Origin of the sequence: Enterobacter cloacae (assembly GCF_013375935.1) — a bacterium.
In the GTDB taxonomy this organism is placed as follows: domain Bacteria; phylum Pseudomonadota; class Gammaproteobacteria; order Enterobacterales; family Enterobacteriaceae; genus Enterobacter; species Enterobacter pasteurii.
Window position 1 is genome coordinate 2864447 of record NZ_CP056117.1, and the last position, 12646, is coordinate 2877092.

Genomic DNA, 12646 nt, shown 5'->3' on the forward strand with positions numbered 1-12646 from the left:
CCTTCGCCCTCCACCTGTGTTACGCCTGCGGGAAAATCAGCTCCAGAGCCTGGATGGAATCGTCCCAGTCGGCGCGTTCAAAAATACCCTGTTGCAGAAACGCCTCCAGCTGCGGCCACAGGGCAATCGCCTTATCGAGCATCGGGTCGCTGCCTTTGGCGTACGCCCCAACGCTGACCAGATCGCGGTTGCGCTGGAAGCTGGAGAGCAGTTGTTTGAAGTTACGCACGCGGGCGTAGTGCTTCTCGGTAATCAGCGCCGTCATCGCGCGGCTGATCGAGGCTTCAATATCGATAGCCGGATAGTGCCCGGCTTCGGCCAGACGGCGCGACAGCACAATATGGCCGTCGAGGATCGCGCGCGCGGAGTCGGCAATCGGATCCTGCTGGTCATCGCCTTCGGTCAGCACCGTGTAGAACGCGGTAATCGACCCTCCGCCGCTGATGCCGTTCCCCGCGCGTTCAACCAGCGCCGGGAGTTTGGCAAAGACTGACGGCGGATAGCCTTTGGTGGCCGGTGGCTCACCAATGGCCAGCGCGATTTCACGCTGCGCCATCGCGTAACGGGTCAGGGAGTCCATGATCAGCAGCACGTGCTGGCCCCGATCGCGGAAATCTTCCGCAATGCGGGTGGCATAGGCGGCTCCCTGCATACGCAGCAGCGGCGACACGTCAGCCGGTGCGGCGATCACTACCGAACGGGCGCGGCCTTCCGCACCCAGAATATTTTCGATGAAGTCTTTTACTTCGCGACCGCGCTCGCCGATCAGGCCAACGACGATGACGTCCGCCTGGGTATAGCGCGCCATCATGCCGAGCAGAACGGATTTACCGACGCCGGATCCGGCGAACAGGCCCATACGCTGCCCGCGGCCTACGGTGAGCAGGGCGTTGATGGGGCGCACGCCGGTATCCAGCACATGCTCGATGGCAGTGCGCTGCAGCGGGTTAAACGGCTGCGTGATCAGCGCCCCGGTTTCGGTGGTGTCGGGGGAGGGGAGGCCGTCAAGCGGCTTACCGCTTCCGTCCAGCACGCGTCCCAGCAGCGCCGGGCCGAGCGGCAGCTGTTTGCCGCTTTGCAGCCCATCGCCGGTGATGTTTTTCGCGTAGACGCGCGCGCCGGGCAAAATGCCCTCCACTTCCTCAAGGGGCATCAGGAAGAGCCGCTGGCCGTTAAATCCGACCACTTCGCTCTCCACTTCGCGCATCTCCAGGCCGTCCTGACGCTCAATAACGCAGGTGGCGCCGAGCGGGAGCTGTAGGCCCGTCGCTTCCAGCACCAGACCGGTGGCACGCGTCAGGCGTCCATAACGACGAACGGACGGCAGCTGCGCCATCTTCGTTTCAAAATTATCGAGCGTGTTGAGCCAGCGCGTCAGGCGTGCGGTCATCAGACGACTCCCGGTGCCGCCAGGCGACACAGTTCCTGCCAGCGGGTCGCGACGCTGGCATCCAGGTCACCCTCATCGGCGGAGACTTTACAGCCCCCGTGATGGAGCGACGGGTCGCCCCGCAGCCGCCAGCCGTGCAGGCTCAGGGTTGCGCCGAGGCTCTCCTCCACGCGCTGTAGGTCATCCGGGTGAACGCGCAGCTGCGGCTTACCGCTGAACAGCGGCTCCTGCTGGAGCAGGGCCTGGATCTGCTTAATCAGCGCCGCGTTATCCACTACTGGCGTCTGGCCAATTACCTGGCGGGCCGCCTCGAGCGCCATCTGCATCAGGCGCGAGGCGATGACGCTGTCCAGCGCGTCCAGCGTGTGCTGAAACTCGCTCACCAGCTGCTGCATGCGGGCATGAAGCGGCGCCTGCTGCTGGCGCGCCTGCTCAATACCCTGCTCTAAGCCTTTTGCCATCCCTTCCTGATAGCCCTGCGCGTGGCCAGTCTGACGACCTTCGCTCATCCCGGCGTTAAAGCCCTGCTCGTGAGCCTGCATTTGCAGCTGGGCCAGCATCTGTGCGCGCTGTTCCTCCTCGCTCAGCTCCGGCACCTCCTCTGCACCGGTGTCGTCCTCGTCGGACGACAGGACGGCGGGCGTAAACGCCGCGGCTGGGGGGGAGAGGTCGTCAGGCGTCCAGCGCTTCCACGACAGTTCATCAGACATAGGTGTCGTCTCCGCTGCCAATCACCATCTCGCCGGTTTCCGCCAGACGACGAACGATAAGCAGGATCGCTTTCTGCTCGTTCTCTACCTGAGACAGACGCACCGGACCACGGTTGGCCAGGTCGTCGCGCAGAATATCTGCCGCACGCTGGGACATGTTGCGCAGGAACTTCTCGCGCAGCGGCTGCTCGGCACCCTTGAGGGCGATAAGCAGGGATTCCGAATCCACTTCCTGGAGCAGGCGCTGGATGCTGCGATCGTCCACTTCGACCAGGTTTTCGAACAGGAACATCTCGTCGATAATTTTCTGCGCCAGTTCGCCGTCGAACTCGCGTACCGCCGTAATAACGGCTTCTTCCTGCTGGGTTTTCATCAGGTTGATAATTTCTGCCGCCGTTCTCACGCCGCCCATTTTGCTGCGCTTGAGGTTCTGGCCGTCGAGCAGGTTGTTCAGCACTTCGGTCAGCTCCGCCAGCGCGGCTGGCTGGACGCCGCCGAAGGTGGCGATACGCAGCATCACGTCGTGGCGCAGGCGCTCGTCGAACAGCGCCAGAATATCGGCCGCCTGGCCCCGTTTGAGGTGGACCAGAATGGTGGCGATAATCTGCGGGTGCTCGTCGCGAATAAGATCCGCGGCGCTCTGCGGCTCCATAAAGTTGAGCGTTTCGATCCCGCTGGCGGTGTCGCGCGTTTCGAGAATATCTTCCAGCAGGCTGGCGGCGCGCTCTTCGCCCAGCGCCTTGACCAGCACGGAGCGCAGGTAGTCGTTGGCGTTGATGTTGAGCGCCGCGAACTGTTCTGCTTCCTGCTCGAACTCGGACAACACCTCGGTCAGCTGCTTGTTGGAGATCTGGCGCACGTTCGCCATCGCCGCGCTGAGAATTTGCACTTCGCGCTGGGAGAGGTGTTTAAACACCTCTGCCGCGCGATCCTCGCCAATGGTCATCAGCAGGATGACGCTCTTATCGGTGCCTGTAAGCGTGTTACTCATGTTCGTTACCCATCCACTGGCGGATGACCAGCGCCACAACGCGCGGATCGTTATCTGACATTTCGCGAATACGCTGGCTCATCACCTCAGCGCCCATGCGCTGATTCGCCCGGCGCTGCTGAAGCTGTTCATCTTTGCTGAGGCGAACTTCAACCGCTTCCTCCACGTCCTGACGCGTGTTCATCTGTTCCTTAGCGGCTTTCTCGGCTTCAGCACGACGCTGCAGCTGAGGACGAACGCCTTTACGCCACAGCAGCCACGCGACAATCAGCACCAGCAGCCAGCGGCCTGCGGACATCAGCTGGTCGATAAACGCCTGCTGTTGCCAGAACGGCAGCTCACCGCCGCTTTCATCCACCGCGCTGAACGGGGAATTGACGACGTTCAGGGTATCGCCGCGTTTTTCAGAGAAGCCCATCGCTTCGCGGGTCAGATTTTCGATCTGCTTCATCTGCTCCGCGGTGAGCGGCAGCGGTTTTCCATCCGGCAGCGTTTTGTAGTTCACCACCACGGCAACGGAGAGGCGCTGAATATCGCCGGTGTTCATTTTGGTATGGCGGATCGTACGGTCGACTTCGTAGTTGGTCGTTTCGTTACGGCTGCTGTTGCGCGGGCCTGCGCTGTTTGCCGTAGAGGTGGTCTGCTGGGCGTTTTGCTGACCGTTCTGCTGGTTTGCCGGCGGCGTGGAGATTGGCGCGGCGTTAGCAGGCGCGGGCTGGTTAGAGAGCGCGCCCGGCACGCCGCCAGGATACTGGCCGCCCACCTGTTCGGTTTCGTTGATTTGACGCGAGCGCAGCACGGCGCGGGAGGCATCCCCGTTCGGGCTGTACTGTTCTTCGGTCTGTTCTTTATTTGAGAAATCAATCTGCGCGGTGACCTGCGCGTGCACGTTGCTGTTGCCCACAACCGGACCGAGGATCGCTTCGATGCGGCGCTGGAGGCGGCCTTCCACATCGGCGGCATACTTCAGCTGCGCGTCGTTGAGATCGCGCCCCGCGCTGTTGGACTGCGTCAGCAGGTGACCGCTTTGATCCACCAGCGTGACGTTACCCGGCGGCAAACCGGCTACCGCACTGGAGACCAGATGCGTGACGGCGCTGATCTGCCCTTCATCCAGCGCGCGGCCCGGTTCGAGGTTGACGGTCACAGAGGCGGAAGGGGATTTTTGTTCGCGGACAAACAGGGACGGCTTAGGCATTGCCAGGTGCACACGGGCACTCTTCACCGGGCCTAAGGTCTCAATGGTGCGGGCCAGCTCGCCTTCCAGCGCGCGCTGGTAGTTAACCTGCTCGCTGAACTGACTGATGCCGAATTTTTCCTGATCCAGCAGCTCGAACCCAACCGCGCCGCCTTTCGGCAGCCCCTGCTGGGCAAGACGCAGGCGAAGCTCGTGCACTTTATCCGCCGGTACTTCGAGCGCACCGCCGTTATCGGCAAAGCGATACGGGATGTTCATCTGGGTCAGCTGGGTAACGATGGCACCGCCATCCTGGTCGGAAAGATTGCTGTAGAGCGTGCGGTAATCCGGGCTTTTTGCCCATAAGACCATCGCAACAACGATCGCGATGGCGGCAGCGCCTGCCACAATCAACGGGATTTTAGGGTTCGCGCGAAGGCGGTTCATCCACTCGAGTGATTTATTCTGTGGCGCTGTCGATGCTGCTGTCGCACTCATTGCGCACCTCTTAAATCCTGGTGGTTTACGTTATTCGTGTAGAGAAACAAAACTGACCCCCGGGTCGGCAAACACGACAAAAGTTCCATACTGATGGCCCTGCCATTATTTGATGATTCGGGATTTTCTATGCGTCAAATAACCTGGTTTTTTAACGCTATTTACCGCCATTATCTTATTGACAAGCTGTTAGTCTTGACCCCGTAAAAAACCATCCAGGGGAGAGTCATGGCTATACAGGGTATTGAAGGGGTAATCAGTCAGCTGCAGGCTGCGGCGATGACGGCCCGTAATCAGAACGTGGCTGACCAGCAGCCGGGCATCAGCTTTGCCGGCCAGCTGCATGCGGCGCTGGACCGGATCAGCGATAAGCAGAACGCGGCCCGTACCCAGGCTGAAAAATTTACCCTCGGTGAACCCGGCGTGGCGCTCAACGATGTGATGGCCGATCTGCAAAAAGCGTCGGTGTCACTGCAGATGGGACTGCAGGTGCGTAACAAGCTGGTGTCGGCGTATCAGGAAGTCATGGGCATGCAGGTTTAGGTTATCTAACCTAATGATATTTATTATTAATAACCATCCGATCCCACAGCGTGGGGCATGGATGGGGCAAACTCACTCAATTTCTGGTTGAGAATGAGTACCTGGTCCTGGTTATTTTCAGCCATCCAGGATCCGTACACCCGGTAAACCATTTGCGCGTCGGTGTGGCCCATTTGCTTCGCGATGAAGTTAGGGTTGGCACCGGCAGCTAACTGATACTGCTTACCCAGGCGTGTTAGTTTTGCCTGACTCTTCAGCACGTCGATAGCTGGTTGAATGAGGTTGATGATGCGGTCAGTTCCGGCCTCCGTCTTCGGAAGGGTGAACTCCTTCGTTAACGTGTGGTTTCGGCGGATCATCATCGTGCCGGCTTTCTGGACGATATCTTCCCAGGCCAGTGACACAAGTTCTCCGTGGCACACGCCGGCGTACACGGCAAGAGACCACATGTTTTTCAGCTGCTGGTGGGCGCAGGCGTTAATCAACCTAACGAACTCCTCTCGCGTCAGCGGGTCAGGCTCGCAACGGGAGCGTTTGAGAAGGGCGATCCCATTAAATGGACTGACCTTCACATTCCCAGATGTCACCGGCAGAATATGAAAACCTGTATTATCAACGGCTCGGAAGTGTCTAGATTATTCGTGGCTATTCAGTATGGGATGCGATTGGCTCTGATATCATTGCAAAGCCTGCCAGTTCCTTTAATTTGAGCGCCTTAAACACTATGATATCACTCAACAGGGAAACGGGTTACGACACTCAAAAAAACTGGTCGTCTGCATATCGCATCGCGTGGCTGGCATGTTATAGCCTTCAATATAATCAGTAATAGCTCATCTTCATCGCAACTGCTCACCATCGCGGGTATGAGCTTCCTTAGCTATGAGTCTCAGATTTTATGGGATGTTAATAAGCTTCTAAGGAAGCTTTCACAAAATCCTGTACATAACGTTGTGCCGAGGTTCGTAGGTGACGAATATCTCGACACAACTGCCGGGCAGTTTGAGTGGTATAAAGCAACTGCTACTACAGCTGCATCATGGAAGAAAATCACAAATGCCTAATTAACAACGCGCCTGCTTAGCAGGCGTGTTTGTTTTTAATCATGTCACCACTTGTACCTAAACCATCATCATACGATGGCAGGGCGTTATCACGGAATATATTTCTATTTTAGATATCGAATATTAAAAATAGGTAATATTATTATAGATATCATCATCGAAACCACAAAAACAAAAACAGACAAAATGCAAGTCGTCAAAAAATAGTTTATTACACCTGGTTTATGGAAGTACGCAAAGTAAACAGGAGACAATAACTTTAAAACGCAAATATGTATAAGGTAAGCTCCGTATGTCGATGCTGAAAGTTTGCTTAGAATTTCGTTGTTATTAATTCTTAATTTGGAAAATAAAATTACAACTCCACAACAGGCGACAAACATACTTATATTAAAGTCGTATGGCATTGGGAGGTGTTTTTCGCCATTGTATACAGAAAGATAAACAATGAGAGTATACCCGATTATTATTAATAATAAAGACTGACCCAATGTCACTCTGTCCTTTATCCTTGCAATAAATCCTCCCGCGACAAAGTAAGCTGTCCACTTGTCTATGCTTGGTACAGGCAAGACATTGCTTGCAGATGGCAAATCGCCGTTATACAAGAGCAGGAATGCAATTATGCATAAACCAAAAAATGAACCACTAACTGAAATATCTTTTAATAAGTAATTAATTGGCTGTGAAAATATATATATGCCAATAAGAGAATAAACAAACCAAAAATGTATTGATATTGAGTTTCTAATTATCAATGCATTAATATATTCCTTTAACCCAGAAAAACTTATAGTCATACCTTTGTTAATTACAAACCAGTGGATAAGACTATAAAAAATAAATGGAATGGCAATTCGTTTTACTTTTGTGAAAAGTGATTTTGCTGAAAAATCAACATTTGAGTTAAGTATAAAAAATCCGCTAAGAATAAAAAATACAGGCAATCCTATTCTAAATAGCGATTGACCAAATAAGGCGAGGTAGTTGTTAAGATTATCTTGACCATATTTGTAATTCAGGCATGTATGTATACAAACCACCATTAAGCAACTTACGATTCTGAGAGCGTCTACCCCTGCATTTCTATTCATTGAATCAGCCTATCAGCATAAAACTCAGTACTTTAGCACATAAATTTAAATATGTGCTTGATACAGTATCGTGTTATGAGCTACTGCATGTGTATACAGTATCCTGTGAGGTGATCATGCCGCGCCTAGCAGACATTAAAACCGCATTCGTTACGGTCGCAGAGCCAATCCTTTTTCCATCAGCAAGCATTGTTGAAACGCGGTAAAGTCATTATGTCATTGATAAATATTGTTTTTTTAAGCGGGGGCATCTTGCTAATCTGGTTTTGCGGACGACAGCAGCATGCGTATTGGGCTGGTGAATCACTTATAACTGATGATGGCGAGGCCATAGGGGGCGACGCATTGGATGACGTCCGCATTGTTGGGGTAGTTACCCACACAATAAGCCCGGTATGGTTAGACGACACTCCGGTGATGTGATGCTTGCCATGGTTGGTGTGAACTCTTTTTATGCCAGCTGTGAAACAGTATTCAGGCCCGATCTGCGCGGGCGGCCGGTGGTCGTTCTGTCGAATAATGACGGCTGCGTAATCGCACGTAGCGCCGAAGCAAAGGCTGCCGGGATAGCGATGGGTGAGCCGTTCTTCAAACAGAAAGAGTTGTTCCGGCGCGCTGGTGTTGTTTGCTTCAGCAGCAACTACGAGCTCTATACAGACATGTCCAGCCGGGTATTGACCACACTTGAAGAGATGAGTCCTCGCGTGGAAATTTATACCATAGATGAAGCCTTCTGCGACCTGACTGGCATAAGGAACTGCCGTAACCTGAATGAATTTGGGAAAAAAATCCGAGCAACGATTTTACAGTGGACGTATCGTACTGTCGGTGTCGGCATAGTCCAGACCAAGACGCTGGCGAAGCTTGTTAACCATGCTGCGAAATAATGGCAGCGGCAGACCGGCGGCGTGGTTGATCTCTCAAACGTCGATCGGCAGCGGAGACTACTGGTGCTTGTTCCTGTTGAGGATGTCTGGGGCGTTGGCCAACGAATCAGCAATAAGCTCAATGCTACGGGCATTAAAACATCTCTGGACCTTTCTGAGCAGAGCACGTGGATTATCCGTAAACACTTCAATGTTGTGCTGGAGTGAACCGTCCGGGAACTGCGCGGTGAGCCATGTCTGGACCTGGAGGAGTTCGCGCCGGTGAAGCAGGAAATAGTATGCAGCCGATCGTTCGGTGAACGCATTACTGTCTATGAGCAGATGCGGCAGGCGATTTGCAGCTATGCGGCCCGTGGCGCCGAAAAGCTTAGCGGTGAACATCAGTATTGCCGCTTTATTTCTACATTCGTGAAAACCTCTCTCTTTGCGCTTAATGAGCCGTATTACGGTGACTGTGCGTCAATGAAGCTTTTCACCCCCACTCAGGATTCACAGGACACCATCAACGCCGTGGTAAAGTGTCCGGACAAAATCTGGAAGGATGGTCACCGATATTAGAAAGCAGGGATCATGCTGGGCGACTTCTTCAGCCAGGGTGTGGCCCAGCTCAACCTGTTCGACGACAGTGCGCCTCGAGCTGGTAGCGAGAAGTTAAAGGAGGTGCTGGATCATCTGAACGCCAAAGATGGAAAGGGCACGCTCTACTTTGCTGGTCAGGGCATACAGCAGCAGTGGCAGATGAAGCGCGAAATGCTATCGCCGCGGTATACTACAAGATATTCGGATCTGCTCTTTGTTAAGTAACCGGTTCGATTAACTCAGGACCTTGGTTCTTCACATTCCCGACGGCGCGCGTCACGGCGTTCCAGATAAACTTGTCTGCCGGAACGGCACCGTCGGCTGCTATCTCTTCTGCTTCTTTCCCGACTATATCCTGTCGCATCCATTTGCGCGCAGCTTCAGGTGACAGAACCAGCGGCCTGCGATCGTGAATATCCACAAGGCCTTCGTCAGCTGCAGACGTCACGATTAGAAAACCCTCAGCTTCATCGCCGCGCTCAAACGGCGTGCTGCCTATCACCGCCATGAAAATGGGCTGGCCGTCGGCACGGTGAATAAAGTAGGGCTGTTTCTTGTCGCCTTCCTTCTTCCATTCGAACCACCCATCCGCAAAGCATATAGCCCGGCCATGCTGCCAGAGAGGCTTAAACATTCGGCTTGTGGCCGCCGTCTCGACTCGCGCGTTAATCAGTGGTGGTTTATCCCACCATCCGGGCGCGTAACCCCAGAACACCGGATCGAGGTGCAGTTGCTCGTCGCTTTCGTTCAGCAGCAGCACTTTGGTGCCGGGCGCGACGTTGTACCTGCCAATAGGTTCAGGGTCGTATGGAATGTCGCGATCGGCTTCGTCAGCCAAATAGGCAAGATATTCTTCACGGGTTTGGGCTTGTGCAAAACGTCCACACATAGAAACCTCCAGTCAGTCAGACTGAAAGTATAGGGCAGGGAGAAAAAGTAGCGCGCGCCGGTTAAGTCTTACAAACGGATTCGGGGCGATTATGCTAATGGTAGGCGTAAAGCGGCGCGTTGCGAAACTGGAAGTAGCTACGCAAAGTTTTGGTGGTGGGGCATGGGTGGGACATAAAACAGCACTCAATCTAAGGTGAACTTAGACGACTGATGTTTTCGACGACTATAACCATCTGTTATTTGGAGCGCTCTTGGACGATCTTTGTCGTTTATTAAAAAATGTATGCTCATGTGATGGGCCCGCAGGTGTAATCAGTGCCAATCTTACGCTGGCAGCCTGATGGCTTTAATGCCACAATATTTTTTTCTTCGCATGCAGGAAAGATGATGGAAAAAGTAGCAATTGTGGCTGCGATGCTGGCGCTGGCGGGATGTGTTCAGGTCGATAACTACCAGGAAGTAATTAAGCACCCGGTACCTTCTCAACTGGCGGGTTACTGGCAGTCGAAAGGGCCGCAGAGCGCGATGGTAAGCCCGGAAGCGATTGCCACGCTGGTGGTGACGCAAGAGGGGGATACGCTTGACTGCCGGCAGTGGCAGCGGGTAATAGCCGTGCCGGGCAAGATCATGCTCCGTTCGGACAGCTACTATAACGTGACGAGTAAGCTTGACGTCTATCCGCTCGAACGTGACGGTTCAACGCTTGAATATGACGGTATGGAGCTGCAAAAGGTCGATCGCCCAACGGTGGAGTGCGCAGATTATCTGAGCAAAAATCCGCTGGAGAGCAAGCTTCCCTAAAGGTAAAAGCAAAACGGCAATTATATTGCCGTTTTTAGGGTTTGCTCCCTCTCCCACAGGGAGAGGGTCGGGGTGAGGGCATCAGACCGCACTTTTCCAGTACTAGAGCGCGTCCTCAATGACCCAGACGCTGACGCTTCCGCCGTTACAGTAGAACGTTCCTTCACCATCCGCCGCCGTGGTCACGGTTTCCTCGCGATTGCCCAAAAAATCACGCCAGTTTTTATTGCCGTAATTCTCACCGAGACAGATCGTTTTCTCGCCGTCATCACCGTTCGACAGCACCACCACGCAGCCAGGGTTATCCTCCGTTCCGCTGCGGCTGAAGGCAATGCAGTTTGGATGGTCGAAAAAGAGCGTCTGCACGCCGTGGGCGAAGCGCTGTCGGGCGAGGATCAGCTCGTGGAGCTGCTCGATCACCGGCATATCAATGTGGTACGTTTCGCCATCACCCCCCGTGTCGTCATAGCTGGCACCAAAGAGATCCGGATAGAACACGCTCGGCACGCCGTTTTCACGCAGCAGGATAAGGGCATAGGCCAGCGGTTTAAACCACGCTTCAACCGGTGCCTCCAGCGCCTGTAACGGCTGGGTGTCATGGTTGGCCACCAGCGTGACGGCATGGAACGGATCGGCTTCCACCAGCGTGCCGGTAAAAATCTGGCTCATGTCATAGTCGCGGCCCTGGCGTGACGCTTCGTGAAATTTCATCTGCAGCGGCGCATCAAACAGCATGGTTTTACCGTCCACCTGGTTGATGTAGTGCTGCAACTTATCCACCTCATGAGACCAGTATTCTGCCACGATAAACAGCGGCTGCGCGGCTACCTCCTGAACATGCTCAATCCACTCTTTGTAGAACCACGCCGGAATGTGCTTTACCGCATCCAGGCGGAAGCCGTCGCAGCGGGTCTGTTCCATTACCCAGCGCGCCCAGTACTTGATCTCCTCCGTCACCGCATGGTTACGAAAATCGATGTTCTCGCCCATCAGGTAATCGAAATTGCCCATCTCGTCGTCGACCTGGTCGTTCCAGCCCTCGCCGGTGTAGTCGTTTACGATTTTGAAGATGCCGTCTTCGTTGGGGTTCTCGATGTGGTCGATACCGCTGAAGCATTTGTAATCCCAGATAAACTGCGAATACTGGCCCGCCCGCACCGGAAAGGTGTAGCGCGTCCAGGCTTCACATTCGATTATCTCATCGCCAATCTGCGTGCGATCCTGGGCATCCACGCGCTGAACGCGCACGGGTTCTTTTTCATCGGCGCCCATTTTGTGGTTAACCACGACGTCCAGCAGGACCGCAATCTGGTTGCTTTTTAAGGCGTCGATGGCCTCCAGCAGCTGCGCTTTATCGCCGTATTTCGTTGCGATGCTGCCCTTCTGGTCAAACTCACCGAGGTCAAAGAGGTCGTAGGAGTCATACCCGACGGAATAGCCTCCGGATGCGCCTTTATATGCAGGCGGCAACCAGACCATATTGATGCCGATTTCGTTAAGATTGGGGGCTAATGCCGTGACCTCTCGCCACAATTCACCGCCAGCAGGGTAGTACCAGTGAAAACATTGTAACAGGGTGGGGTTTTTCATCGTCCGTGCTCCAGAAGCCGTTTGGCTGACTTCTGGAGTATGGATCAAGAATCGCTAACGTGTATTAGTGATTCATCTCTCCGGGAAATAATATGTTGCCCGAAAGCCTGCCGTAGGTGACGTTGACGTTTTTTTGCTTATTGGTTTGGGCAATAAGACCGCTCAGCTCGCTCATTCTTTCCTGAAGCAACTCTTTAAGAATGAGTTCATTCTGAAGCACCTGATTCAGGATGACCATCGCCTGGTCCTGAATGTACTTGCTGTCAGGCGGAAAAGGGGTCGTGCTGATCTCTTCAACCAGCGAAACGTACGCAACCTCCCGATCGATTAGCTCATCCCATTTCCCGGATTGAGCAAGGCTTAGCATGGTATTGCTAAGCGCATAAAGAGCATGCCACTTTTTTAGGGATAAGCTGGAGTCGTTCATTACA

Annotated in this window: 10 protein-coding genes and 2 pseudogenes; 3 read left to right on the forward strand and 9 right to left on the reverse strand. The window is 54.1% G+C overall.

Annotated elements, in window-relative coordinates:
• Positions 1–19 precede the first annotated feature (19 nt).
• From fliI to fliF, 4 genes are read right to left on the reverse strand one after another with little or no spacing between them, the layout of a single operon-like run.
• The gene (gene fliI, locus HWQ14_RS13405; protein ID WP_148418153.1) at positions 20–1390 is read right to left on the reverse strand and encodes a flagellar protein export ATPase FliI; all 1371 of its coding nucleotides are present in this window, start codon (positions 1388–1390) and stop codon (positions 20–22) included.
• Positions 1390–2100: a flagellar assembly protein FliH gene (fliH, locus tag HWQ14_RS13410; protein ID WP_148418152.1), complete on the reverse strand. Its 711-nt coding sequence runs from the start codon at positions 2098–2100 to the stop codon at positions 1390–1392. The genes fliI and fliH overlap by 1 nt, the downstream gene beginning before the upstream one ends.
• A complete protein-coding gene (gene fliG / locus HWQ14_RS13415; protein WP_148418151.1) occupies positions 2093–3091 on the reverse strand; it encodes a flagellar motor switch protein FliG in 999 nt (332 codons plus the stop codon). The genes fliH and fliG overlap by 8 nt, the downstream gene beginning before the upstream one ends.
• A complete protein-coding gene (gene fliF, locus HWQ14_RS13420; protein WP_148418150.1) occupies positions 3084–4766 on the reverse strand; it encodes a flagellar basal-body MS-ring/collar protein FliF in 1683 nt (560 codons plus the stop codon). The genes fliG and fliF overlap by 8 nt, the downstream gene beginning before the upstream one ends.
• 228 nt (positions 4767–4994) lie before the next feature.
• On the opposite strand from fliF, the gene fliE reads away from it, so the two are divergent.
• Positions 4995–5309: a flagellar hook-basal body complex protein FliE gene (gene fliE, locus HWQ14_RS13425; protein ID WP_148418149.1), complete on the forward strand. Its 315-nt coding sequence runs from the start codon at positions 4995–4997 to the stop codon at positions 5307–5309.
• 26 nt (positions 5310–5335) lie between these two features.
• Here the strand turns inward: fliE and HWQ14_RS13430 are convergent.
• Positions 5336–5890, reverse strand: a pseudogene (locus HWQ14_RS13430) (integrase); the annotation flags it as partial.
• Positions 5891–6477: 587 nt separating this feature from the next.
• Complete coding sequence (locus tag HWQ14_RS13435) at positions 6478–7467, reverse strand: acyltransferase (RefSeq protein ID WP_176609995.1); 990 nt, start codon at positions 7465–7467, stop codon at positions 6478–6480.
• 422 nt (positions 7468–7889) lie between these two features.
• On the opposite strand from HWQ14_RS13435, the pseudogene HWQ14_RS13440 reads away from it, so the two are divergent.
• A pseudogene (locus HWQ14_RS13440) lies at positions 7890–9158 on the forward strand (Y-family DNA polymerase).
• Here HWQ14_RS13440 and HWQ14_RS13445 read toward each other — a convergent pair.
• Positions 9151–9822 (reverse strand): SOS response-associated peptidase, encoded by a 672-nt coding sequence (locus HWQ14_RS13445; RefSeq protein WP_176609996.1) that lies wholly within the window; start codon positions 9820–9822, stop codon positions 9151–9153. The pseudogene HWQ14_RS13440 and the gene HWQ14_RS13445 sit on opposite strands and share 8 nt — an antisense overlap.
• Positions 9823–10211: 389 nt before the next feature.
• Between HWQ14_RS13445 and yedD the strand changes: the two genes are divergently transcribed.
• The gene (yedD, locus tag HWQ14_RS13450) at positions 10212–10625 is read left to right on the forward strand and encodes a lipoprotein YedD (protein ID WP_176611193.1); all 414 of its coding nucleotides are present in this window, start codon (positions 10212–10214) and stop codon (positions 10623–10625) included.
• A 102-nt stretch (positions 10626–10727) separates the two neighbouring features.
• Here yedD and amyA read toward each other — a convergent pair whose 3' ends face one another.
• Positions 10728–12215, reverse strand: a complete 1488-nt coding sequence (amyA, locus tag HWQ14_RS13455; RefSeq protein WP_148418145.1) for an alpha-amylase — start codon at positions 12213–12215, stop codon at positions 10728–10730.
• Positions 12216–12279: 64 nt separating this feature from the next.
• Complete coding sequence (gene fliT / locus HWQ14_RS13460) at positions 12280–12642, reverse strand: flagella biosynthesis regulatory protein FliT (protein ID WP_176609997.1); 363 nt, start codon at positions 12640–12642, stop codon at positions 12280–12282.
• Between the last annotated feature and the right edge of the window lie 4 nt (positions 12643–12646).